At 66.8% G+C, this 22,659-nt stretch carries 23 protein-coding genes; 10 read left to right on the forward strand and 13 right to left on the reverse strand.

Annotated elements, in window-relative coordinates:
• Entirely contained in the window at positions 1–327 is a 327-nt protein-coding gene (locus tag AWB70_RS24975) for a hypothetical protein (protein ID WP_053568251.1), read from the reverse strand.
• Positions 328–448: 121 nt separating this feature from the next.
• On the opposite strand from AWB70_RS24975, the gene AWB70_RS24980 reads away from it, so the two are divergent.
• Positions 449–1,399, forward strand: a complete 951-nt coding sequence (locus tag AWB70_RS24980) for an alpha/beta fold hydrolase (RefSeq protein WP_053568250.1) — start codon at positions 449–451, stop codon at positions 1,397–1,399.
• Positions 1,400–1,414: 15 nt separating this feature from the next.
• Here the strand turns inward: AWB70_RS24980 and AWB70_RS24985 are convergent, their stop codons facing one another.
• A complete protein-coding gene (locus AWB70_RS24985; protein WP_053568249.1) occupies positions 1,415–1,849 on the reverse strand; it encodes a diacylglycerol kinase in 435 nt (144 codons plus the stop codon).
• 159 nt (positions 1,850–2,008) lie between these two features.
• On the opposite strand from AWB70_RS24985, the gene AWB70_RS24990 reads away from it, so the two are divergent.
• The gene (locus tag AWB70_RS24990) at positions 2,009–2,278 is read left to right on the forward strand and encodes a hypothetical protein (RefSeq protein WP_041730426.1); all 270 of its coding nucleotides are present in this window, start codon (positions 2,009–2,011) and stop codon (positions 2,276–2,278) included.
• Between the two features lie 125 nt (positions 2,279–2,403).
• Positions 2,404–3,441: a dicarboxylate transporter/tellurite-resistance protein TehA gene (gene tehA / locus AWB70_RS24995; protein ID WP_053568248.1), complete on the forward strand. Its 1,038-nt coding sequence runs from the start codon at positions 2,404–2,406 to the stop codon at positions 3,439–3,441.
• A 231-nt stretch (positions 3,442–3,672) separates the two neighbouring features.
• On the opposite strand, the gene AWB70_RS25000 is transcribed toward tehA, so the two are convergent.
• The 7 genes from AWB70_RS25000 to AWB70_RS25030 all read right to left on the reverse strand — a co-directional run bounded on the left by AWB70_RS25000 (position 3,673) and on the right by AWB70_RS25030 (position 13,770).
• Complete coding sequence (locus tag AWB70_RS25000; protein ID WP_053568247.1) at positions 3,673–4,488, reverse strand: RES family NAD+ phosphorylase; 816 nt, start codon at positions 4,486–4,488, stop codon at positions 3,673–3,675.
• A gap of 443 nt (positions 4,489–4,931) precedes the next feature.
• Positions 4,932–5,726 (reverse strand): 3',5'-cyclic-nucleotide phosphodiesterase, encoded by a 795-nt coding sequence (locus AWB70_RS25005; protein WP_053568246.1) that lies wholly within the window; start codon positions 5,724–5,726, stop codon positions 4,932–4,934.
• 8 nt (positions 5,727–5,734) lie between these two features.
• Entirely contained in the window at positions 5,735–7,963 is a 2,229-nt protein-coding gene (locus tag AWB70_RS25010; protein WP_053568245.1) for a CHASE2 domain-containing protein, read from the reverse strand.
• Between the two features lie 11 nt (positions 7,964–7,974).
• Complete coding sequence (locus tag AWB70_RS25015) at positions 7,975–8,622, reverse strand: FecR family protein (protein WP_053568244.1); 648 nt, start codon at positions 8,620–8,622, stop codon at positions 7,975–7,977.
• 9 nt (positions 8,623–8,631) lie between these two features.
• Positions 8,632–10,395 (reverse strand): ShlB/FhaC/HecB family hemolysin secretion/activation protein, encoded by a 1,764-nt coding sequence (locus AWB70_RS25020; protein WP_235024343.1) that lies wholly within the window; start codon positions 10,393–10,395, stop codon positions 8,632–8,634.
• The gene (locus tag AWB70_RS39560) at positions 10,368–12,689 is read right to left on the reverse strand and encodes a two-partner secretion domain-containing protein (RefSeq protein WP_268760524.1); all 2,322 of its coding nucleotides are present in this window, start codon (positions 12,687–12,689) and stop codon (positions 10,368–10,370) included. Before AWB70_RS39560 ends, AWB70_RS25020 begins: the two co-directional genes overlap by 28 nt.
• Positions 12,690–12,852: 163 nt before the next feature.
• On the reverse strand, positions 12,853–13,770 hold the full coding sequence (locus AWB70_RS25030) for a LysR family transcriptional regulator (protein ID WP_014191485.1): 918 nt from the start codon (positions 13,768–13,770) through the stop codon (positions 12,853–12,855).
• 224 nt (positions 13,771–13,994) lie between these two features.
• Between AWB70_RS25030 and AWB70_RS25035 the strand changes: the two genes are divergently transcribed.
• The 3 genes from AWB70_RS25035 to AWB70_RS25045 are packed head-to-tail and all read left to right on the forward strand — an operon-like array spanning position 13,995 to position 15,207.
• Complete coding sequence (locus AWB70_RS25035; protein ID WP_053568242.1) at positions 13,995–14,330, forward strand: hypothetical protein; 336 nt, start codon at positions 13,995–13,997, stop codon at positions 14,328–14,330.
• A 30-nt stretch (positions 14,331–14,360) separates the two neighbouring features.
• Positions 14,361–14,615, forward strand: a complete 255-nt coding sequence (locus tag AWB70_RS25040; RefSeq protein ID WP_075644218.1) for a hypothetical protein — start codon at positions 14,361–14,363, stop codon at positions 14,613–14,615.
• A gap of 58 nt (positions 14,616–14,673) precedes the next feature.
• On the forward strand, positions 14,674–15,207 hold the full coding sequence (locus AWB70_RS25045) for a cupin (protein WP_014191483.1): 534 nt from the start codon (positions 14,674–14,676) through the stop codon (positions 15,205–15,207).
• A 20-nt stretch (positions 15,208–15,227) separates the two neighbouring features.
• Here AWB70_RS25045 and AWB70_RS25050 read toward each other — a convergent pair whose 3' ends face one another.
• Positions 15,228–16,157 (reverse strand): DMT family transporter, encoded by a 930-nt coding sequence (locus AWB70_RS25050; protein ID WP_087086339.1) that lies wholly within the window; start codon positions 16,155–16,157, stop codon positions 15,228–15,230.
• 368 nt (positions 16,158–16,525) lie between these two features.
• Between AWB70_RS25050 and AWB70_RS25055 the strand changes: the two genes are divergently transcribed.
• Together AWB70_RS25055 and AWB70_RS25060 are read left to right on the forward strand one after the other, a co-directional pair.
• Positions 16,526–16,990: an ElaB/YgaM/YqjD family protein gene (locus tag AWB70_RS25055; RefSeq protein WP_041730417.1), complete on the forward strand. Its 465-nt coding sequence runs from the start codon at positions 16,526–16,528 to the stop codon at positions 16,988–16,990.
• A gap of 149 nt (positions 16,991–17,139) precedes the next feature.
• Positions 17,140–17,535 (forward strand): response regulator, encoded by a 396-nt coding sequence (locus tag AWB70_RS25060; RefSeq protein WP_233384676.1) that lies wholly within the window; start codon positions 17,140–17,142, stop codon positions 17,533–17,535.
• Between the two features lie 81 nt (positions 17,536–17,616).
• Here AWB70_RS25060 and AWB70_RS25065 read toward each other — a convergent pair whose 3' ends face one another.
• Positions 17,617–17,892 carry a DUF1488 family protein gene (locus AWB70_RS25065; protein ID WP_014191478.1) on the reverse strand — a complete coding sequence of 92 codons (276 nt, stop codon included), beginning with the start codon at positions 17,890–17,892 and terminating at the stop codon, positions 17,617–17,619.
• 218 nt (positions 17,893–18,110) lie between these two features.
• On the reverse strand, positions 18,111–18,335 hold the full coding sequence (locus AWB70_RS25075; protein ID WP_014191477.1) for an FmdB family zinc ribbon protein: 225 nt from the start codon (positions 18,333–18,335) through the stop codon (positions 18,111–18,113).
• 136 nt (positions 18,336–18,471) lie between these two features.
• On the opposite strand from AWB70_RS25075, the gene AWB70_RS25080 reads away from it, so the two are divergent.
• Positions 18,472–19,017 (forward strand): DUF4142 domain-containing protein, encoded by a 546-nt coding sequence (locus AWB70_RS25080; RefSeq protein ID WP_053568239.1) that lies wholly within the window; start codon positions 18,472–18,474, stop codon positions 19,015–19,017.
• A gap of 28 nt (positions 19,018–19,045) precedes the next feature.
• Here the strand turns inward: AWB70_RS25080 and AWB70_RS25085 are convergent, their stop codons facing one another.
• Positions 19,046–19,747: a carbonic anhydrase gene (locus tag AWB70_RS25085; protein ID WP_014191475.1), complete on the reverse strand. Its 702-nt coding sequence runs from the start codon at positions 19,745–19,747 to the stop codon at positions 19,046–19,048.
• A 314-nt stretch (positions 19,748–20,061) separates the two neighbouring features.
• Between AWB70_RS25085 and AWB70_RS25090 the strand changes: the two genes are divergently transcribed.
• Entirely contained in the window at positions 20,062–22,545 is a 2,484-nt protein-coding gene (locus AWB70_RS25090) for a tetratricopeptide repeat protein (protein WP_053568238.1), read from the forward strand.
• Positions 22,546–22,659 lie beyond the last annotated feature (114 nt).

Raw genomic sequence — 22,659 nt, forward strand, 5'->3', positions numbered from 1 at the left:
TTATTTGAGCCACTTGCGCACGTCCGATTCCCATTCGGGCTGGCCGCAGTTCGGCGGATTCTCCGGGCCAAGCACGGTGATATAGCCCTTGTCCTTCATGCACGCCTCGTAGGCGCGCACCTGCGTGCAGCGGCCCGCGCCGGCTTTCTTCGCGGCGGCCTTGCAGGCGGACATCGAGTTGTCCATGCCGCTGAAGTCGGCGTCGCCGGTGTCGTTCCACGGCGGCGGATTCGCGCTCGCCGAAAATTCGACGGGCGTGCTGCACGCGGCGAGTGCGAGCGCGGCGGCGGCGGCGGGGACAAGGCACGAGCGGAAGAGTCGGTTCATCGGCGGGAACTCCTTTTTCTTAAGCTCTTGTTGAAGGTGCGAAATCCGCCGCCTATTATTCCTCGCGGTTGCGGCGCGCGCCGCTTTTTTTGTTCATCATCGAACCCGCTTGGAGCGCCGGATGAAATTCCTCGTGTCGTTGCTGACCGCCGCCGCGCTGTCGATGCCAGCGCACGCCGACGATGTCTCCTTCGGCCCGAATCAGCTTTGCGGCCTGCAGGCCGCGCGGCCCGACGCGAACCCCGCCTTGCGCGTGAAGACCGTGCAGGGCAGGAACGGGCCGATCGGCTACGCGCGCTTCGGGCGCGGCACGCCGCTTTTGCTCATCACCGGCTATCGCGCGACGCTCGGCGAGTGGAACGCGTACTTTCTCGGCGAGCTCGCGAAGCATCACGACGTCATCGTGTTCGACAATCGCGGCATCGGGCGCACGGCCGCGATCGAAGGGCGCTTCGGCCCTGATTACGGCATTAGCGACATGGCTGCCGACGCCGCCGATGTCATCGCGGGCCTGAAGCTGTCGCGCGTCGATGTGCTCGGCTGGTCGATGGGCGGCATGATCGCGCAGCAGCTCGCGCTCGATGCGCCGGAGAAAGTCGAATCGCTCACGCTGATCGCCACCGCGCCGCCGGGGCCGCAGGCCGTGCCGACTTCGCCGGATGTGCTGGCGGTGTTGTCGGGCTCGGGCAAGGACGCGTTTCCGCAGATCATGCGCGTGCTGTTTCCGGCGAACGTGGCGGGCGAGGCGTCGCAATGCTTCGTCGGCGATATGTTCGCGCCGCACGGCTACAAGGGCCGCCCCGTGCCGGATGCAGTGGCCGCGCAGCAGAACGCGGCGATGACGCGCTGGTTCGCCGATTCCGCCGCCGCCGATGCCTTGCGGCGCTCGCCGGTGCGCACGCTGATCGTGGCGGGCGCGAACGACGAGGTGCTCGCCGATGCCAACGCGCGCCGTCTCGAACAGATCATTCCGCGCGCGACGCTCGATGTGGTCGCCGACGCGGGCCATGCGCTCATGTTCCAGTATCCGGTCGAACTGGCCCGGCACGTCGATGCGTTCGTTTCGAAGTAGTCGCGACGCGCGCTTCTAGAGTTGCATCCGAAGCCAGTGCCAGGCGAGCGGGCCGCAGATCACGGCCCACGTCATCGCCGCGATCACGAGCGCGATCGTTACTGCCGCGCTGCCGCAATCCTTCGCGCGCGCGGAGAGTTCGTGACGTTCGAGCGAGATGCGGTCGATGGCCGCCTCGATGCTCGAATTGATCAGCTCGATAAGCAGCACCAGCAGCACCGACGCGGCGAGCATGACGCGTTCCGCCGCGCTCACCTGCACGAGTGCTGCGATGGGCAGCAGCACCGCCGCGACGCAGACTTCCTGACGAAACGCGCTTTCCTCGCGCCACGTCGCGACGAGGCCCGCCCATGAATGGCGCAGCGCGAAGACGCCGCGCAGCAGGCCGCGGCGCTTGACGGATGCGTCCTGCGCAGGCGTGGAAGAGGAGTGCGGACCCGAACGGTTCATGAGCCGATGTTACCGCTTCGCCCGGCGCGCAAGCGAAAGCGAAAGCGCCGTGCGCTCGGAAGTCCACGTATCGCGTGCGAATCGCCTTGTCAGCGCGTTTGAAGCGCCGTCATACTGACCCGCGCATCGACAACTACAAAAGAGACCGGGGAATTCGCCATGAAGTCACGCTTTACCGCTGTTCATCTGCGTCCCGTCGAACTGGCCGATCCGCATGTCGCGCACCTGTACATGGCGTGCGCCGATGCCGAAGCGCGTCTGTCGGGCGCGAGCAAACTCGCTGCCGCGGCCGTGTACGAGGCGCGCGAAAAAACGCTTGCGGCTTTGTGGGCGCGTCTCGATGCGCTCGACCCGAAACTCGGCCGCGAACTGAAGCGCGCGGTGAGCGACTGGCACGACATCGCCGTGAAGCTGCGCGGCGGCGAATGACATGAGACGCGCGAGCAGCCGAACGAGACGTTGCGACATTCGCATGCGAGGCCGCCGCCGCTAATCTTTCTCCAACGACGCACCGAGAGCATGACGCTTTCGACGGACATCCAAGGAGAAGGGCAATGAACAGCAATAATGGTACGAACAATCGCGCGCCGATGCCGGTGGCGTTCTTCGGCATCGCTGTGGGTTCGCTCGCGCTCGCGGGCGCATGGCGCGCGGCGGCCCATGTATGGTCGATGCCCGCCGCCGCGCCCACGCTGCTGACCGCGGCCGCGCTCGTCGTGTGGCTCGCGGTGTCCGTGGCTTACGGACGCAAGTGGCTCGTCGAACGGGACGCCGCCATCGAGGAAATGCGTCATCCGGTGCAGTCGTCGTTCGCGGCGCTCGCCCCGGTTTCGACGATGCTGGCCGCGCAAGCCGTGCAGCCGTACTCGCGCGAACTCGCCATTGCACTCTTCGCGATGGGCGCGGCGGCTGCGCTCGCGCTCGGCGCCTATCTCCACGGACGTTTCTGGCAAGGCGGCCGCAAGCCCGAACAGACCACGCCCGCCATCTATCTGCCGACGGTCGCGTCGAGCTTCGTCGCGGGAACGGCGGCAGCGGGACTGGGCTTCACGCAAGTCGGCATGTTCTTCTTCGGCGCGGGCGTTTTCTCGTGGCTCGCGATCGAATCGGTCGTGCTGCATCGCGCCGCCGTGCACGACCCGCTTCCCGATGCGCTGCGCCCGAGCCTCGGCATCCAGCTTGCGCCGCCGGTCGTGGGAGGCGTGACGTATCTCGCGATCACGCACGGCGCGCCGGACACGTTTGCGTACATGCTGCTCGGCTACGGGCTCTATCAGGCGATGATGCTTGCGCGCCTCGTGCCGTGGATCCGTCAGCATGCGTTCACGCCGTCGTATTGGGCCGTCAGCTTCGGCGCAGCCGCCTTGCCGACGATGGCGATCCGCATGCTCGAACGCGGCGCGACGGGACCGATGGCGTGGATCGCGCCGGTCGCCTTCGTCGTGGCCAACGTGGTGATCGGCATGCTGATCGTTGGAACGGTGCGGGCGATCGTGCGCGGTACGTTGTTGCCCGCTGCGGCTCCGGCTGTTGCGGCGGTGAGAGACAACGTGCGGTCGATCGAGCAGCGGGCGGTGGGGGTATCGCGTTGAGTCAGTGTCGAGATTCGCATAAGTCTGAATCGCAGTGACGGTGAAGCGGGCGAGGGGGGGACGCGCTGTTCAGTCAACTCGGAATCGACGGTTCGGATAACTTTGAACCTTCTGCCCAGGATGCCGACGTTAGAAGTCGCGTGAAGGGCGTCTCTCGACCCACTGCCGCCGGGCGCGCCATTGGAGATCTAAGGACAAGCATCGAATGGATACGGTCATTACTCAACCTTTCTATTTTTCCTGCTTCGGAAAGCACTCCGGCGAATACCACGCATTTCCCGTTTGCGCGAATGAGACCTCGAAGCCAGTGACAGAATATGGCGCGCAGTTGACTATGTCGGCATCGTCCGGGTTGAAAAGTACGATGTTGTAGCCTTTTTCGCCGAACTGGCTTTTGTAGATAATGGCGTTGTATCCTTCGCCCGCGAAGACCTCGGCCAGTATCTGTGTAGGCGCGTAGTCTGCGGTATCGTCGGACTTTGTAACCGGCGTTGAGAATGCGTTGTCGATATCGATCCATACAGCTTTTTCCTTGTCCTCGATTGACAATCGAGTTTCATTCAGAAGTTGGCCGAGAATGGACATAGCGGAGGACTGACCATGGCCGCATGAAAGATCGAGCGCACGCAATTCCCGATTTAATTTGAACTGTGCGACGGAAATGTCCGAGCCCACCCAGGGTCGCACTTCTGAAATGACCGTCTGCACCGTCGTGCCGAGATAGAGTACAGAGACACCAGCCGCGTTGGCGCGGCCTTCTGTCGCTTGATTGGGGCGCGGTTTCATCCGCTCGGCTTTGTAACCGGTCGGCTGCTCAGCTTCGTCGTTGCTTAAGGTGCAGTAGTCAATTCCGCGCTGCGCCCGAAGCAACAACATTCCGTTCGGAAGTATGCGATCTCGCTCCCTCAGCGTTGCCAAAACCGTTGCAATGAACGCCTTGACGTGGTCGTCCCACACATAGCGTCGTTTGTGCCGGACACTCTGTGCGAAACGGTTGTAGCTCATCCAGGAAGCAAACTCGGGTGTTGCTGGATTGTCGATATCCATTAGAGAGGTCTTCTCGTTGTCGACGTTCCCATTGCGATGCAGTCTTAACCGTTGACTGAGTCTCGTATAACGTCGCGTTGTTGAATAACAAAGTTGTACGATATCAGCAACATACCGCTCTTTGCCTGATCTTTGGCTCATAGCGCGTTACGGGACTGCCGCGCCGCTCAAGTGCTTCGCTGCTGCGAGTCTTGCCGCTGGAGGTTAAGGGCGGGTATCAGAGCCTAGCGGTCGTGTGAATGACACCGTCTCAGCGCTGGCGAACGACGCTTGATGGCCGGGACCGGCCACACGACTCCTGCTTCGCGTCGGTCATTCCCCGCCCCTCCACGTTATCGCCGTTCTAGCGACCCCCTGCCGACTCTCGCCTTCACAGCATCGGCTCAACCGCCAAGATTCAGCGACAACCGAACAGACTTCAGAGCTAAAGCGAATCCCGACAATCACACGCTCAACACCTCGCCGGCCCGCAACGCCCGCAACGCAACCCCCGGCAACGCGGCGCGCAGTTCCGTGAGGATCTGCGCGCCGTGCGGCGGTTTCAGATGCGAAATCAGCAGGTCCGCCTTCAGCCCGATCCCGCGCAAATCTTCCGCGATGAGCCGCGGACAATAATGATGCGCCGCATGCGCCGTCGCGATCTGCGCATCGGGAAAAGCCGTCTCGACGATCACATAGCGCAAGCCCGGCAGCGCGGCGGCGGCCGACCAGAAATCCGGGTTCGTCGTGGTGTCACCGCTGAACGCGAGCGATGCAGTGTGGCTGGACACGGCGAACCCGGCCGCCGGCACCGCATGACGCGCGGGCAGCGCGGTCACGATGCGCCCGCCCAGCACCGCGCGCTCGCCGGTTTCCAAAGGCTCGAACCGCACGCCCGGCGCCTCGGGCGACGGAATGCGCGTGAAGTCCGGCCAGATGAGATTGTTGAAGATATGCGCCTGCAGGATATCGAGCGTCGCGCGGCTCGCGTGAACCGTCAGCGGCGCGGCGCGCGCATCGCCGACTGCATCGATCATCAGCGGCAGATACGCGATGTGATCGAGATGCGAATGCGTGATGAATACGTGATCGATGCGCGCGAGCGCCTCGTCGCCGAGCACGGCGACGCCCGTGCCCGCATCGATGAGCATGTCGTCGTCGACGAGCAGCGCGGTCGTGCCGACCGGATCGCCCGGATCGCCCGCCGTGTCCGGCCCGCCGCCGATCGCGCCGCTACAGCCGAGTACCCGAACGTTCATGCTGGATCTCATTTGACATCGAACGCGCTCACGCAGTCCCAGTCTTCGGGCAGCTCGACGCCGCGCAGCGCATCGATACGCTTCCGGTACAGCGCATACACCTGCCGCTCAGGATACTGCGCCGCGAGCGTCGCGAGTAGCGTTTCGGCCTCACTCCACTCGCGCGCGCGGTAGTGCGCGAGCGCCGCGTGCCAGCGCGCGAGCGCGTCGGCGTGTTCGTGCGGCGGCTGCGGCTCGAACACCGCGATCGGCGCGACGCGGCCTTTTACCCGCACGCGGTCGATCTCGCGGAACACGAATTCCGGCGCCTGCTCGCGCGTCGCCTCGCCGACGATGATGTCGATATCGAAGCGCCGCGTCAGTCCTTCGAGCCGCGCCGCGACGTTCACCGCATCGCCCATCACGGTGTACGCCTTGCGCACGGACGATCCCATGTCGCCGACCGTCATCGGCCCCGTATTGATGCCGATGCCGATCCACAAGGTCGGCCAGCCGCGCGCCGTGAGCGTGCGGTTCAGATCGACGAGCGCCGCGCGCATGCCGAGCGCCGCCGCGACGGCATGGCGCGCGTGATCCGGATCGTCGACGGGCGCGCCCCAGAAGCCCATGATCGCATCGCCGATGTACTTGTCGAGCGTGCCGCGATGCGCGCGGATCACCTCGGTCATCGTGCCGAGATACTCGTTCATCAGGCGCGCGAGCGCTTCCGGTTCCAGTGTCTCGGCGATGGCGGTGAAGCCGAGCACGTCGCAGAACAGCACGGTGAGCTCGGCGCGGCGGCCCGTCATGCTGTAGTCCTCCGGGCTGCGGCTCATTTCCTCGACGAGTTCCGGCGGCACGTATTGCCCGAAGAGCGCGGCGAAATGGCGTTTCGCGCGCGCCTCGACGAAATAGCCGTAGGACATGTTGAGCACATAGAGCGCGAGCACGGCGAGCAGCAGCGGCGCCATCGGAATCGACCAGCCGAGCCGCGCGAATGCGTAAAGATCGGCCGCGACGATCGCCGCGAGCAGGAGCACGGTGCCGAGCGTCGCGCGGGCGGGCATGTGCCACGGCCAGAGGATAATCATCGCGAGGCCGGCGGCGGCGAGCGCGAGCGCCTGCAACGCCGACGCGAACGGCGGCCGGAAGCGGATCGCGCCATCGAGCATGCCGCCGATCAGGTTCGCGTTCACTTCGACGCCGGGATACACCTCGCCGGCGGGCGTCGTGCGCTGATCCATCAGGCCGGGCGCCGTGGTGCCGAGAAGCGCGATCTTGCCCGCGAGCGCGCCGGCCGGAATGCGCGCGGCGAGCACATCGGCGACGGAGTAGTACGGGAAGCTCCCCGCCGGCCCGCGATACGGCACGAGCGCCGCGCCGTTTTCATCGACGGGAATCGTGCGCGTGCCGCGCGGCGTCGTCAGCGCGAGGCCGGAAAGCGGGGCGGCCGGGTCGGCGGGATCGTCGAAAAGCGGGGTGACGGCGGCGTCGCCGAAGAGCGCGCGGATCACTTCGAGCGAGAGCGCGCCGTATATGCCGTCGCGGTAGGCCGTGACGAGCGGCACGCGGCGCACGGAACCGTCGAAATCGATCACCGGATTGAAGTAGCCCGCGCGTCGCGCCGCCTTTTGCAGCGCGGGCAGGTTGCCGCCGTAACTGGTCCAGTCGAAGAGCGTGAACGGATGCGTGCCGAACGCGCGGTCCGAAAGAAGCGGCGCGCCGATCGCGCCGCTCGACGCCTCTCCGTTCGAAAAGTAATAGCCGAGCACGACGGGGCGGCCCGCGAGCGCATCGGCGAAGCGCCGGTCGTAGTCGAGGCGCGGCGTAAGCGCATCGAGCGCGCGGCGGTAGGCATCGTCGCCGGCGAGCGGGCCGCGCGCGAGATCGTCGAGCACGGCGAGGCCCGAGCTGGCGTCGGGTTCCGCGAACACCATGTCGAAGCCGAGCACGGCCACATGCTCGCGCGTGAAGAGCGCATCGATCAGTTCCGCCATGCGCGCGCGATTCCACGGCCAGCGGCCGAGTTCCGCGAGGCTTTTCTCGTCGATGTCGAGTATCGCGATGCGTGTGTCGGCCGTGCGCGGCATGAAGAGGCGCACCTTCGCGTCGTAGATCAGCGCGTCGAGCGTATCGGCGAAACGGATGTCGTAACGGCCGAGCGCGTGCCCGGCGAGCGCGGCGACGAGCGCGAGTCCCAGCGCCCAGCGCAGTCCGGCGCGCTTGAGCGCGAACGCGAAGGGCTCGCGCGTGCTCACGGCGGCTCCCGCTAGCGGCACGCCGCCGACGGCACCACCGGCGTCACGCGCGACGCGGGCAGTACGCCGAACGGCAGCCGCGCGCTGACGACGATCGCGCCTTCGCCCGCGCGCACGATCTGCCGGTCCACCTGATTGATCACGACGATCTGCCCGTCGTAGACGACGATCTGATCGCCCTTGCAATCCGCGTTGGCGCCGGGCTCGAGATTCGCGCAGTCGGTCACGGAATATTCGGTGCCGCGTATGCCGATCGTGGAAGTCGGCGTCTTCACGCGATAGTTCTCCGGTTTGCCTTCCTTCGCGACGAGCCCGTCCACCGCGCGCAGCCCGCCCTTCACGAGCGACAGAAAACTGCGGTCCTCCTGCGGCGCGCCCGCCGCGTAGTGGAAGTCGTCGACGCGAAACACCGAGCCCGGCTTGAGATACACGCGCTGCTTGTCGGTGAAGATCATCACGATTTCGGAGCCGACGCCGGTCTGCACGGTGTCGCCGTTGTCGATGCCGCCGCCCACGGCCGCCACGCGCTGCCCGCCGCTCGCGGACTGGATCGCGACATTGCCGACGAGCGCCGTGATCGTCGCGACGTTTTCGGCGTGCGCGGCATGCGCGGCCAGGCTGAGGAAGAGGAGCAGAAGAAGATATCGGGCGCGCATCATGTTCGGGACTCAGAAGGACTTCGTGAGCGCGACCCAGAAGCGGTTCGCGTGGCCCGCGCCGGAGGTCGGCGGCACGTAGCCGAGGGTATGGGCGTAGGCCATCGAGAGCAGAAAGTCGTGCGGCGCGGCGAAGGTCGCGCCCACGCCGATGCCCGACAGCCGGACGTGATTCGTGCCCGGCACGACCGGATGCGCGACGATTTTCCCGTCGGCGGTATCGATGAAACCGGACAGCGTGACGAGCACCGGCACGAGCGATTGCCGCAGCGTCTGCCGCACTTCGAAGGTCGCGATATACGCTTCGTCGACCGGCGCGTCGCCGGTGGCGTAGGCTCGCACCGCGTACGGCCCGCCGAGCGAGATCTGCTCGGACGAATCGAGATTGTGCGAGCTCGCCTGCGCCGTCAGCGCGAAATAGAGCTGCGTGCCGTTGGTCTGCGCCCCGATCACCTGCGTATGCGTGAGCGTGAGCACGAACTTCGTGAACGCGCCCGCGATCTGCGACGCGAGCTGTTCGGGCTGCGGCGACTTGAAGCGCAGGTTGCCTTGCTGGAGGCTCGTATCGAACGTCGTGATGCTTTTTTCCAGCGTGAGATTGCCCGACAAGCCGAGCCGTCCGACGTCGCTCGTCTTGTCGCTGACGGAATCGAACGCGCCGATGTGATCCGACAACAGCTTGTGGTCGTAGCCGAGCGTCGTGAACACGTTCGCCGATGGCGAGCGCAAGAGCGGGTAGCTGAAAAACGTCGAGAACACGTTGGCGCTGCCGTAGGCGTCGAGCTCGTCGAACTGGCCGCCGACGGAATAGGTCGAGCGCGTGTAGGCGACGCCCCACGCGAGCCCGCTGCCGCCCACCGGCACGGTGTAGCCGATGTTGCCGTAGAACTGCCCGGTGATCGAGCCGAGCAGCCGCGCCCCCAGTTGATCGCCCAGGCCGAGCGGATTGTTCCATTGCAGCGCGCCGATGAGACGCGCCGTGCCGGTCGTCGTCTGGCCGTAGTTGTCGGCCTGCACGCTGCCCGACAGGGGCCGCGCCGCCGGCACCCGAAGCGTCATGTCCGATGTGCCCGGCAGCACGCCCGGCGCGATGGTCGCGTTCGCGCCGGTCGTGCCGGCCGCGTCCTGGGCGAGCAGCGTCGCGCGGGTGAGCGCGTGCTCGTCGATGACATCGCCGGGTTTGAGCGCGCCGAAAAAGCGCGCGATGACGGCATCGCGCGTGCGCGACCGGTTGTCGATATCGATGCGCCCGTAGCGCCCCTCGCTCACCGCAATGCGCACGATGCCGTGGTCGATCTGCTGCGGCGGCACGTACGCCCGCGCGACCAGATAGCCGTGGCGGCGGTAATACGCGCTCACGCGGTCGGCGGCGGCTTCGAGATCGTCGAGCGAACGGTCCGGTCCGACGGCGGGGCGCACCACATCCATGAGTTCCGCGGCAGAAAAGAGCGTGTTGCCCGTGAAGTCGAAGCCCTTCACCTCGAAGCGGATGCCGCCCGGCGCGGGCGAGGCGGGCGCGGGCTCCGGCGCGGGCGTCACGTTCAGGCGAAGGTCGGACGGCGGCGGCGGGGCGGGCGATTGCTGCTGCTGTTCGCGCAGGATGCTGCCCGCGTTTGGCAGCGCCTGCGCCCGCGCATCGCGCGGGTCGCGCGCGGCGGCCGCCACCAGCGCCGCGAACAGCACGGCGAGCCGGCGCGACGCCGCGCGGCCGTGTCGCGGGGGAAGTGAGCGTCGCACGCGCCGCGCGCTCACATGCGGCATACGAGACCGGGCCATGCGTCGTCCGGCAGGCGGCTGCCGTCGCTCGACGAACTGGTGCGCTGTTGCACGAGCGGCGCCGATTCCGGCTGAAGTCCCGGTGTCGCATTGGAGAGCGGCACGGGGTTCGCGGCGTCGGTGCGTACCGAATCGAGGATGCCGGGAATGGTCGCGGCTGTCGTGATGGTCGAGCCGGGGGTGGTGGGTGTTGCAGGCGTTTCGGGCGTCTGAGGCGTTGCCGGGAGCACGGGTTGCACGGGCGGCGGCGGAATGGGCGCTCCCGCGATGCGCAGGGTGCCGCCCTGCGTCGTGATCCGGTAGCCCGTGGGCCCGCCCGTCGCCGTGACCGTGATCGCGTATTCGCCGCTGGCCGCGCCGGGCGTCGCGCCCGTGCTCGTCACCGTGAACACGAAAGGCTCGTGGACGCGCGGGCTGTCCGCGAACGCGTTGCCGTAGTTCGTGCCGTCGTAGCGCAGCGCGATGGCGACGTCGTTCGGGCCGAGCGTGCGCGGCGTGTCGAAGGGCACGTCGATGTTCACCGCCGTCAGCGTCACCTGCTGCACCGTGCCGAACGCAAACCGGTTGCCCGGCGACGCAGCGGCGCGCGCATCGGCGCTGCCCGTGTAGGTATCGCCCCAGAGTGCGAGGTTGCCGCTTTGCAGGCCGCCGAACGCGGCGCTGTCCGGCGAATCGGTGTAGACGAGCCAGCGGCCGTTGGGCGCGGCGAGCGCGCCCGCGCCCGCGCGGTTGTCGAAGCTCGCGGCGGCGAGCGTGATGGCCGTGCCGCTCGCGCGGCTCGTGACCGGCGCGGCCAGCGTGAGCGACGGCGCGGCGAGCGTCACCGCGCCGTTTGAGGTCACGCCCGTCAGGCCCGCGACGCTGCCGACGACGAGCGGTGCGGCATCGCTGAGCGTGAGCGCCCCGGCGTTCGCGGCCAGCATGCCGATGCGGTTGCCCGCATTCGTCAGCGTGTACGCGCCGCCGCCTTGCAGCGCGACGCCCGCCGCTTCGATTGGCGCGCGCTGCGTGGCTTCGCCTGCGGTCGTCATCGAAAGCGTGCCGCGCGGCGCGCCGATGGCGGCATCGACGCGAATGCCGCTTTGCGCCGCGAGCGAAAGCGTGTTCGCGCCGCGCCAGGCGACGGGGCCGTCGATCAGCACGAAGCCGAACGGCTCGAAGCCGGACGGCGCGGCGGCGCTGATCGACACATTGGTCGATTCGAGCACGCGCGAGAGCGTCGCGCTCTGAATCGTGCCGAAGCGCTGTCCGAAGCGATTGTCCGCGCCGACGAGCGCGACGAAATCGCTCGCAATGCGCCACGTTCCGGTTTGTCCGGTGCTCGCCGCCGTCGTGATCTGCGCATCGGGCGCGACGCGCACCTGCGTGCCCGCCGTTTCGATGAGGCCGCCGTTGCCGCCATTGGGCGCGGACGCGTCGAGCGTGCCGCCCGCGCGCACCACGCCGCTGTCCGCGACGAGCCGGATCACGCCGTTCTGGTTCACGGCGCTGCGCGCCCGGATGACGCCCGTGTTGTTCACGACATTGGCGAAGAGCGCGTCTTCGGCGCTCGCGGCGAGCCAGGCCTGACCGCCATCGGCTTCGATCAAACCGTGATTCGCGGCGAGCGCATCGAGCGCGCCGCGCTCCACCGACAGGCCGATCATGCTGTGATCGCCGAGCGTGACGGCGATGCGCTCGCCCGCCGCGAGCGCGGCAAAGCCGCCGGGCGAATCGATCGTGCCGGCGTTGATGGCGCGCGCGCCGATCAGCGCGACGTAGCCGCCCGGCGCGCTGCGGATCGTGCCGAGATTGACGACCGCCGCGCCGTCGCCGTCATGCCGCCGCCAGTGGCGACGCCCGCCCGCGAAGGTGTAATTGCCGGCCATGAAGTCGTTCGACGACAGATCGAGCGAAGAGGCGAGCAGCCCGCCCACGTTCACCTGCGCGCCCGGCCCGAAGATCACGCCGTTCGGATTGACGATGAACACCTGGCCGTTGGCATCGAGCCGCCCGAAGAGCGCCGACGGGCGCGGCCCGGTGACGCGGTTGAGCGCGATCGCGTTCGCGCCCGGCTGATTGAACGTGATGGATTCGCCGGGGCGCGTGCCGAACGAGCGCCAGTCGATCGAAAGACGGCTGCTGTTTTGCTGGATGGTCGTGTTCGCGCCCGCGGACGTCACCGAGCCGGAACCGGCGACGACGCGCGCGCCCGTGGGCTCCGCGTGTGCCTGCGCGAACGCCGCCGCGATGAAGACGGCGGCGCAGAGCCGAAGCGCGGGGCACGCGATGCTTGCACGCAGAGTCTCGTTCATGTCGGACGACTCCTTTCTGTTGCGCTGCATCGTCGTGACGCGATGCGAGCCCACCATCAAGCAGTTTAGTGTTCCGAACCATGCTTGCAACTACGCGTTTAAGCCGGTGTGCGTGCCCTCCGAACCCGTGATTTGTCTTAGGGATGCGATGTTTCCGTATTGCTCAGGCGAGTTCGTTCGCGAGCGTGCCTTCGACGAATTCGCGCAGAAACGCCACCCACGTCCGGATCTTCGCATCGAGATACTGGCGCGACGCGTACATGGCGTAGACGGTCATGCTCTGCAGTTCCCAGTCGGGCAGCACACGCACGAGCGCGCCGCTTTGCAGCCACGGCAGCGCCGCGAGCATCGGCAAGGGCGCGATGCCGAGACCGTCCGCGAGCGCGGCGGCGAGCGCATCGGCGGAATTGACGCGCAGCCGGCCGGGGTTCAGTTCGAGTTCGACCTGTCCGCGCGGGCCTTCGAAGGTCCATCGGTCGATGGGAAAGAAGGTCGTCACCAGTTGCAGGCACGCGAAGTTCGGCAGGTCGCCGATGTCCGCCGGGACGCCCGCGCGCGCCAGATACGCGGGCGAGGCGCACAGCACGCTCGGCATCGAGCAGATTTTCGTGGAGACGAGCGCGGAGTCGGGCAGGGTGGACGTGGTGACTTGCAGGAAGACGTCGAAGCCTTCGTCGAGCATGTCGGGCACGTTCTGCGACAGCGTCAGTTCGACGCGCACTTGCGGATGCGCTTCCAGATAGCGCGTGAGCGCGGGCACGACATAGTGCTGGCCGAACGTGATGGGCGCGTGCATGCGCAGCGTGCCGCTCGGCGAGCGCTGCGCGTTGCTCGCTTCGGCTTCGGAGAGATCGACGAGTTCGAGCACTTCCTTGCAGCGGGCGAGGTAGCGGTTGCCGGCGTCGGTGAGCGCCACGCGGCGCGTCGTGCGATTGAGAAGCCGCGTGCGCAGGTGCGATTCGAGTTCGGTGACGGCGCGCGACGCCTGCGCCGTGGTGATGTCCATTTGCTGCGCTGCCGCGGTAAAACTCGCCGCTTCGGCCACGCGCGCAAAAATCTTCATGCTCCGCAGTAAATCCATCGTCCCGCCGTCCGTTCGAGGAAGCCGGAACTATCCCACGGCGGCGCAACCGCGCGCAACCCGCGCGGGCTGTGACGGTTCTTGACGCCTCGTTTCAGCACTCACATCTGTTACAGGCCTTGTAACGCAACGCGCGACCCGCGCGGCTAACATGGATTCATGGTCGCATATGAATTCAGGATCGCATCGCGGTCTTCGTGGCGGCCCTCTAAGAAGAGGAAGAAATGAACGCCAAGGGCTTGATCGGGGTAGGAATCGCACTGTCCGCGGGGCTCGCCTGCGAAGCCGCGACGGCGGGCGTGAACGTCGGCATCAATCTCGGGATTCCGGTCGCGCCTGTTTATGCCGCGCCGCCTGTCTACGTCGCGCCCGCACCTGTATATATGGCGCCGCCGCCGCCCCCGCCCGTCGTGTATCAGCCTGCGCCGGTCATGGTCGCGCCCGCGCCGGCCATCGTCATCGGGTGGCACGGCGATCGTTACTGGGATGGCTATCGCTATTGGGGACGCCGCGACTATTACGCGCATCGCGGCGGGTATTACGGTTATCGCCACTGGTAATCACAGGACTATCCGGGAGCGGGACACATCATGACAACTTCATCTCGAACTCGAAGCGGGGCGCGCCTCAGGCGCTCGTTGGGCGTATCCGCCGCGCTCGCGCTGGCGGCCGGCCTCGGCGGCTGCGTCTATGCGCCGCCTTACGGGTATGCACCCGCGCCTGCGCCCGTCTACGGCTACGCGCCCGCCTACGGCTATGGGTACGCGCCGGGGTATTACGCGGCGCCGTCGGTGTCGCTCGGCGTCGGCTTCAGCAGCGGAGGCGGCCGCTGGCACGGCCGCTAGCCGCGCGCTGGAACATCGGTTGCTGCACGTTCTTCGGCTTTTCCGGAGAACGTGCACTATGGCTGAACACACCCTGAGCGTGCTGTCGCAGCATGCGCGCTGCGAGCATTTCATGCTGCCGCCGAACGGCTGGGTGCCGAACAATTCGCGCTTGCCGGTGCTCGTATGGCGCGGCGCGATCGATGCCCGCGCCGCCGAAGGCCTCGCCCGTTTCGAAGCGCTGTTCGAGCAAAACGGCTGGCCGCCGCAATGGCGCGACGGCGTGTTCGACTATCACCATTTTCATTCGACCGCGCACGAGGCGCTCGGCATCGCGTCGGGCGACGCCGAACTGATCCTCGGCGGCCCGCATGGGCGCGTGATCGCGGTCAGCGCCGGCGACGCGCTCGTTCTGCCGGCCGGCACCGGCCATTGCCTCCTAGCAGCGGGCCGGCGCTTTCAGGTGGTCGGCGCGTATCCGCCAGGCCAGCAATGGGATATCCGGCGCGAAGCGATCAGCGAGGCCGAGCGCGTCGCGATGGAAGCGCTGCCGTTTCCGCGCTGCGATCCCGTTGCGGGGGAGGATGGGCCGCTGTCGCGTCATTGGCACTGATGCACTGAAGCGCGGCGGGCTCACGCCTTGGCGCGGCGCGCGCCCGTCAGCGGCAGGCGTTTCACGACGCCCGTCGCGAGCGCGGTGCCGGCGAGCACGATGACGCACGCCGCCGCCATCCCCAGCGACACGCGCTCGGCCAGGAACAGCGCGCCCCACAGGATGCCGAAGATCGGAATCACGAAGGTGACGGTGATCGCGCGCGCGGGGCCGGCCACCGCGATGAGATGGAAAAACATCATGTAGGCGACGCCCGTGCACGCGACGCCCAGTCCGAGCACCGCGCCCCACGACGTGAGCGACACCGCGCCCGCCGGCCAGAAGACGAGCGCGAAAGGCAGCAGCACGAGGGTTGCCGCGCTCATCGTGCCGGCCGCGACCGTCAGCGAATCCACGCCCATCAGATGCTTCTTCGTGTAGCTCGCGGCGATGCCGTAGCAGAGCGTCGCGGCCAGTCCGGCGAGCGCCGCGAGCGCGGTCGCGAGCGGCGAAGCGGCGGCGCTCGCATCGTGCGCGAACATCTGGTCCCACACGAGCGCGAGCACGCCCGCGAAGCCGATCGCGAGACCCGCGACGCGCATGCGCGTCAGCCGGTCGTCGAGCCAGAAGAAGGCGACGAGCGCGCCCCAGAGCGGCGTCGTCGCGTTGATGACGGACGTGACGCCCGCCGACAGCGTCAGCTCGGCATAGGCGAACAGGCAAAAAGGCGCGGCCGAATTCAGGATGCCGACGACCAGAAGCGGCCAGGCGCGCTCGCGCATCGTCGAGAGCGCCTGCCGCACCGTGCCGCGCAATACCAGCATCAGCAGCAAAAACGCCGCGCCGATGCCGACGCGCAACGCCATCAGCGGCGCGACGCCGAGATCGGCGACGCCGACGCGGATGAAGAGGAACGAGCCGCCCCACAGCGCGGCGAGGATGAACAGTTGAGCGAGATTGACGGGATTCATGGCGGGCTTCGCAAAAGGAGTCGAAAGCGAAGCCATCGTAGCGGCGCGCGGGCCGCCGACGTTTCGGCCCGGCGTGAAACGAAAGATGCAGCGCTGGCGTTGCGGCTCGTGCTGCGCCGCTTCGTCCGGAACACACGCCCGGCTTCGCTCTACGCCACGAATCGTAAGGCCCGCACGGATACCGCGACAAACGAGCAATTCTCACCGTTATGTGAAAAAAATTGCCATGCGGCGGATGCGTGGCGTGACGTTCGACGACCGCCGCGCGCTCGGGTTGCCGGGGCGCGCATTCGGTGCGACTCTTGCATCATCGGATCGCGAACGGTGTTTTTTGCAGCGCGATGGATGCAGTCAACCGGAGAAAAGCCGTGGACAATGCAAACGGGAACGCATCTCCTATCCCTTCGATGCCATCCGCCGAGCCGGCGCTCGCACGCCGCGCGGTAGCCAGCGCCATGGACGCGGCGCTCGCGCCGGGCATGGCGCAGGCGCAGGCCACGAACGTCATGCCGCTCGCGCCCGGCGCGGCGCACAAACCCGCGAAGTACGCGCCGTACCACGTGCACGGCAGCGTGCTCGAAGGCGGCGACAGCCCGACGGTGCTGGCCCAGCCGGCGTCTGCGTCGGCCGAAGGGCAGGGCAGCGAGTTTCATCCGGCGCGGCCGGTGCCGAGGCGCGCGCGTGCCGTGCTCGCCGGCGCGCAGGACGCTGTTGCGGTGCGGTACGCCCGAGCGAAGGAAGGCACCGACGATTTCGTACACGACAATCCGTGGAAGTCGATTGCGCTCGCGGCCGTCGGCGGGCTGATCGTGGGCCTGCTCGCTTCGCGCTAGCGGCCTTCCGAATCGAAAAAACGCAGGCGGGCCTCGACCTTGCTGAATCGACGGTGCCGGTGCGGCGTCCATCGCCGTGCCGGACCGATATGGAAGAACGTTCGTACGACATGCGCACCGAACGGTGCGAAATATGGAATCCGCACACCATGACGATTGCCGGTCCGCGGCGCGTGCTGGTCGTGCATTCGGAATCGAACGTCGGGGATTCTTTCTCGCTGCTGTTCGCGATGCGCGGCTTCGAGGCCGTGCAGATCGGCGAGGAAACCAGCGCCTTGCGCTTCGCCCGCGAGTGGCGGCCGCAGGTGCTGTTCGTCGATACGCTCATCGGCGACAGGCGCGTTCACGGGCTCGCCCACGCGCTGCGCGAGGCGTTTGCGCAAAATCGCCAGGAAGGTGAAGAACACTTGCTGATCGCGCTGGCCGCCGACGCCGTGCGCGACCCGCGCGACGCGCTCTTCGACGCGGGTTACGACGGCTTTTGCAGAACGCCGTGCCCGGTCTGGTGGATGTTCGACGTATTGAAGTGCTTCTATGCCCACTGATGCGGGCGGTGTTGCCGATGCAGCCGATGCATCGCCGCCCGCTTCAAAGCACGCTCCATAGCCCGCTTTCAGGCCCGCGCGTCAGGTGGCCCTGGACGCTTTGAAATCGTTGGTTTCCAGTTCGACCGACTGGCCGTGATTGCGCTCGAGCGCGCGCCGGGCCGCATCCTCGATTTGCATGCGTCCTCCTTCGAACGCGGAGAGTAGATCGTGCGAAGACGTCCCGCTGTTGCCGAAGTGATCGTTGAGCGCATCAAGGGAGACGCTGCACCAGACCTCGCGCCCGTCCACCCTGGCTTCGAAAGCGACACGCGCTGCCGCCACGACATGACGCCGCCCGCTGAACTCTATCGTCATCCTTATCACCTCCTGTTATTCGTTCGGAACACGCTCAAGCGCGCGCACCGCAAGACGCGAATATACGACGCAACGCAGCGCGTCTTGCAATGGCGATGCCCTCGACGGCGCGCAGCCTTGCGCACGACGCGCCGTCGTCTTGCATGATACGCCCGCGCTGCGCGAGGCGGGCGCCACGCTGACCTTGCAATGGCCGTGCCCAGCGCGGCGATGAAACATTAGCGGCAACAGAGACAGCCGCCGCGATGCGACATGCCGTAGCTGCCGGTTTCCTCCGCGCCGCCATCCGGCGAACTCGGGCCGCCGACGCTCGGCGCGCCGACGGTCACGCGCGCGGCGATCGCACCGCAATGCGGACAGGCGGCGGGTTCGTCGCGCTCGGCGATACGGCGGACGGCTTCGAATGCGCCGCATTCCGCGCATTCGTAATCGTAGACAGGCATGGCGCTCCCATTCGAAAAAATAACGACTCGCGACCGGCGAGTTTAGCAAGCATGCCGCACGCCCGGCCTGGCCCCGGCTGACTGTGGCATCGGCATTGCTGAAAAGATCACAACATACCTTGCCCAGGGAGGCCCCATGAAACGCAATGCCACTCTATGCGCGGCGCTCGCCGCGACCTTCATCGCCGCACTGCCGCTTTCGGCGCTCGCCCAGACCGAGGCGGCCAGCGCCACGATGGGCAACGACCTGCCGCCCGCCGACAAGGCGTTCGTGCAGGCGGCGTCGGCGGCGGGATCGACCGAGATCGATGCGGCCAAGCTCGCCACGAAACAGTCGCAGGACAAGGACGTGAAGAACTTCGCCCATCACATGATGATCGATCACACCAAGCTCACGATGCAGCTCAAGATGGCCGCGCCGCACGGCGTGACGGTGCCGAAGGACAATTCGGACCCGGCGGTGCTGGATTCGCTCAAATCCTTGCACGGCAAGGAATTCGATACGGCGTACATCCAGAAAGTCGGCGTAGCGGGCCACGAGGAAGCCGTGAAGGTGTTTCAGACCGAAATCGACCAAGGCCAGAACGCCGATCTGAAGAAGGCGGCCCAGAAGGCGCTGCCGACGATCCAGAAGCATTTGAAGATGGCGCAGGATCTCGCCGCGAAGAAGGGCGTGCAATAACGCCCACGCGGCGGCCGGCGCTGGCGTCCTACCGCGCGCCTGTGCGCAGCATGCGCAGGCGCGCTTCTTCCAGCGACTCGAACTTGCCGTCGGCTTCGTCGAACACCGAGACCTTGCCGCGTCCGATGTCGTACACCCAGCCCTGAACCTGCAGCTTGCCGAGCGCGAGATGCCCCGCGACCGCCGGGTGCGTGCGCAAATGCGTGAGTTGCAGGCGGATGTTCTCCTCGACCATCGCGGCGACGATGCGCTCTTCTTCGAGCTTTCGCGCCATCACGACGCTGCGCGCGGCTTCGGCATTGCGCAACCAGGCGTGGACCGTCGGCATTTCGTCGGCGATGGTTGCGCCCGACGCCAGGCCTTTCATCGCGCCGCAGTCCGAGTGGCCGCAAATCACGATCTGGCGCACGTTGAGTGCGAGCACCGCGAATTCGACCACGGCGGACACGCCGCCGAGCATTTCGCCATAAGCCGGCACGATATTGCCGATGTTGCGGCACACGAACAGCTCGCCGGGGCGCGTCTGCGTGATCATTTCGGGCGACACGCGCGAATCGGCGCAGGTGATGAAGAGCGTATGCGGCGCCTGCTGGTGCGCGAGGCTCTTGAAGAGCGCTTCGCTGTCGGGGAAGACGAGGCGGCTGAAGTCGTCGGCGCCCTGCAGCAAATACAGAAGATCGCGCTTGTCGGCGCCGTCGCGTGCTTCGCTCATCGCGGATTTGTCGTGCATGGTGATGTCGCCTGTGTGGTGCGGTTGCGGCGCGCGCCCGCGCGCCGTCTCGAAAACGAAGCTTGCGGGGTTTTGAGATGGATCGCAAGTCGGCGTTGCATGACGGGCGCGTGACTCGCCGTATTTCGGGATTCGGCACGATAGAGGCGGGCTGGCGCGGGCGCAAGCGACGAACCGTTTTTGTTTCGCTTTGCGCACCGCTTTATAGTTATTGACGAATCGGCCGCACGGATCTGTTAGTTTTAATCTGCCTGAGACCGTTGAAAAAGAACGGATTTTCCGTCGAACGGGCTTAATGGCGAATTAATAGACCCATGTCATTCGATCCGAACGTTTATCAGTCGGCCGCCGCGCATTTTTCCGGCGGCCAGTATCACGAAGCGCTGTCGGCGCTAGGCGCCATGCTGGAAGCCAGTCCGGCGCATCCCGAAGCGCTCAATCTCGCGGCGACGTGCTGCTATTGCCTGAATCGTCACGCCGAAGCCGAATCGCACTGGCGGCGGGCGATTGCGGAACATCCCGATATCGCGGGCAATTACGCGAATCTGGGAAATCTGCTTCTGGCGCAAGGCCGGCTGTCCGACGCGGAAGCGATGTATCGGCAAGCGATACGGTTGAAACCCGATTTCGCGGAGGCGCACTATAACCTCGGCAATCTGCTCAATCGGCTCGGCCGTCATGAGGAGGGCGCGGCGGCGTTGCTGGATGCGCTTTCCGTCAGGCCCGACTTTGCCGAAGCGCATTTCAACCTCGGCAATCTGCGCACGGAGCAAGGTCGCGCGGACGACGCCGAGCGCGCGTTTCGGGCGGCGATCGCCGCGCGTCCCGCCTACGCCGACGCCTGCAACAATCTCGGCAATCTCTTGCGCGCAAGCGGCAGAACGAAGGAGGCGAGGGCGGCGCTGCGGCAGGCCGTGGTATTGCGTCCGGATTTCGCGGAGGGGCATCTGAATCTCGGCCACGTGTGGCGCGATGCGGGCCGGTGGGCGCGCGCGCTGGCGCTGTATCGGCGAGCGTGCGATGTGCGGCCCGATTATGCGGACGCGTGGCGGAGCCGCGCCGCGGTGTTGTCGCATCAGGAGCGTTTCGCCGATGCCGAGGCGGCCTATCGTCAGGTGCTTGCACTCGATCCCGGCGACGCCGCAGCGCATGGCGCGCTCGCCTACGCCTTGGATCGTCAGGAACGCGTCCGTGAAGCCGAAGTGGCGTACCGCGCGGCGCTGGCGTTGCGGCCCGATGCCGCCGAACTCCACTACAACCTCGGCGTGCTGCTGGGCGACCAGAAGCGCCTCGACGAAGCGGAAGCAGCCTACCGCAACGCGATCTCGCATGACCCGGACTATGCGGAGGCGCACAACAACCTCGGCCGGATCGTGCGGGATCTCGGCCGCCTGCCGGAAGCGGCCGCGATTCTGGGCCACGCGGTCGCGCTGCGTCCGGACGTCAGGGAAGCGCATAACAATCTGGCCGCCACGCTGAAGGACATGGGCGCGATGGCGGAATCCATCGCCGAATTTCGCCGGGCCGTCGACTGCGCGCCGGATAACGAATGCGTGCATCGCAACCTGAACTACGCGCTGACCTACCACGCGGAGGATCCGCACGAGATTCTGGACGAGTGCCTGCGTTTCGCGGCGCGTCATGAAGCGCCTTTGCGGCCGGCAGAGGTGGATTATCCGAACAGCCGCGATCCGTCACGGCGCGTGCGCATCGGCTATGTCGCGCCCGATTTCAACATGCATTGCCAGTCGATGTTCACCGCGCCGGTATTCGGCGCGCACGATCACGCGGCGTTCGAAATCGTCTGCTATTCGAGCACGTCGGACACGGACCACATCACCGCCTCAATGCGCACGAAGGTCGATCTGTGGCGCGACGTGCACGCCCTCTCCGACGAAGCGCTCGCGCAACGCATTCGCGACGACCGTATCGACGTGCTGGTCGATCTGACGTTGCACATGTCGCAGGGCCGCCCGTTGCTGTTTGCGCGCTGCCCCGCGCCGGTGCAGGTGCAATGGCTGGGCTATCCCGGCACGACGGGCAGCAGCGCGATTCGTTACCGGCTGACCGATCCGTGGATCGACCCGCCCGGCCGCCCGGACGTGGATGCGCGCTATAGCGAACGTTCGATTCGCCTGCCGGAAACGTTCTGGTGCGTCGATCCGCGCGTCACGACGCAGCATGCGCCGGAAGTCGGGCCGCTGCCGGCGCTCGCCAATGGCCACATTACGTTCGGCTGCCTGAACAATCCCTGCAAGGCGTCCGACCGCACGCTCAACATGTGGGCGGCGGTGCTGGCGACGACGCCGGGCGCGCGTCTCGTGCTTCTCTCGCCGCCCGGCGCGCGCGAGCGTGCCGCCGAGCGGCTCGGCGCGCTCGGCGTCGATATCGCGCGCATCGAGTTCCTGGATTACCAGCCTCGCGACGCGTATCTGCGGACCTACGACCGAATCGACATCGGTCTCGACACGTTTCCCTACAACGGCCACACGACGAGTCTCGATGCCTTGTGGATGGGCGTGCCGGTGCCGTCGCGCGCGGGCGAGACCGCGGTGAGCCGGGCCGGCCTCAGCTTTCTGATGAACCTCGGCCTCGGCGATCTCGCCGCGCATGACGACGCCGCCTATGTCGATATCGTCAGCCGTCTCGCCTGCGATCTGCCGCGCCTTGCGCACCTGCGGGCGTCGCTGCGCGCGCGTCTCGAAGCCTCGCCGATGATGGACGCGCCGCGTTTCACGCGCCATCTCGAAGCGGCGTATCGCGCGATGTGGCAGGCGTGGCGCGCCGCGCCGGACTAGGCGCGTCGCCTCCGCACTGCGGATTTTCCGAAGTAAAGCGCTCAAAATCTCACGTTTTTCCATGTCGAACGTTCCGTTAGATTGTTTTCATTGAAAGCAATCAGAAAGGAATCG

Origin of the sequence: Caballeronia cordobensis, assembly GCF_001544575.2 — a bacterium.
Classification (GTDB): domain Bacteria; phylum Pseudomonadota; class Gammaproteobacteria; order Burkholderiales; family Burkholderiaceae; genus Caballeronia; species Caballeronia cordobensis.

Bases quoted from the DNA above. Each gene is read 5' to 3' on its own strand.
- AWB70_RS24975 (WP_053568251.1), bottom strand. From the start codon at position 327: ATGAACCGACTCTTCCGCTCGTGCCTTGTCCCCGCCGCCGCCGCCGCG.
- AWB70_RS24980 (WP_053568250.1), top strand. From the start codon at position 449: ATGAAATTCCTCGTGTCGTTGCTGACCGCCGCCGCGCTGTCGATGCCA.
- AWB70_RS24985 (WP_053568249.1), bottom strand. From the start codon at position 1,849: ATGAACCGTTCGGGTCCGCACTCCTCTTCCACGCCTGCGCAGGACGCA.
- AWB70_RS24990 (WP_041730426.1), top strand. From the start codon at position 2,009: ATGAAGTCACGCTTTACCGCTGTTCATCTGCGTCCCGTCGAACTGGCC.
- tehA (WP_053568248.1), top strand. From the start codon at position 2,404: ATGAACAGCAATAATGGTACGAACAATCGCGCGCCGATGCCGGTGGCG.
- AWB70_RS25000 (WP_053568247.1), bottom strand. From the start codon at position 4,488: ATGGATATCGACAATCCAGCAACACCCGAGTTTGCTTCCTGGATGAGC.
- AWB70_RS25005 (WP_053568246.1), bottom strand. From the start codon at position 5,726: ATGAACGTTCGGGTACTCGGCTGTAGCGGCGCGATCGGCGGCGGGCCG.
- AWB70_RS25015 (WP_053568244.1), bottom strand. From the start codon at position 8,622: ATGATGCGCGCCCGATATCTTCTTCTGCTCCTCTTCCTCAGCCTGGCC.
- AWB70_RS25020 (WP_235024343.1), bottom strand. From the start codon at position 10,395: ATGGCCCGGTCTCGTATGCCGCATGTGAGCGCGCGGCGCGTGCGACGC.
- AWB70_RS39560 (WP_268760524.1), bottom strand. From the start codon at position 12,689: ATGAACGAGACTCTGCGTGCAAGCATCGCGTGCCCCGCGCTTCGGCTC.
- AWB70_RS25030 (WP_014191485.1), bottom strand. From the start codon at position 13,770: ATGGATTTACTGCGGAGCATGAAGATTTTTGCGCGCGTGGCCGAAGCG.
- AWB70_RS25035 (WP_053568242.1), top strand. From the start codon at position 13,995: ATGAACGCCAAGGGCTTGATCGGGGTAGGAATCGCACTGTCCGCGGGG.
- AWB70_RS25040 (WP_075644218.1), top strand. From the start codon at position 14,361: ATGACAACTTCATCTCGAACTCGAAGCGGGGCGCGCCTCAGGCGCTCG.
- AWB70_RS25045 (WP_014191483.1), top strand. From the start codon at position 14,674: ATGGCTGAACACACCCTGAGCGTGCTGTCGCAGCATGCGCGCTGCGAG.
- AWB70_RS25050 (WP_087086339.1), bottom strand. From the start codon at position 16,157: ATGAATCCCGTCAATCTCGCTCAACTGTTCATCCTCGCCGCGCTGTGG.
- AWB70_RS25060 (WP_233384676.1), top strand. From the start codon at position 17,140: ATGACGATTGCCGGTCCGCGGCGCGTGCTGGTCGTGCATTCGGAATCG.
- AWB70_RS25065 (WP_014191478.1), bottom strand. From the start codon at position 17,892: ATGACGATAGAGTTCAGCGGGCGGCGTCATGTCGTGGCGGCAGCGCGT.
- AWB70_RS25075 (WP_014191477.1), bottom strand. From the start codon at position 18,335: ATGCCTGTCTACGATTACGAATGCGCGGAATGCGGCGCATTCGAAGCC.
- AWB70_RS25080 (WP_053568239.1), top strand. From the start codon at position 18,472: ATGAAACGCAATGCCACTCTATGCGCGGCGCTCGCCGCGACCTTCATC.
- AWB70_RS25085 (WP_014191475.1), bottom strand. From the start codon at position 19,747: ATGCACGACAAATCCGCGATGAGCGAAGCACGCGACGGCGCCGACAAG.
- AWB70_RS25090 (WP_053568238.1), top strand. From the start codon at position 20,062: ATGTCATTCGATCCGAACGTTTATCAGTCGGCCGCCGCGCATTTTTCC.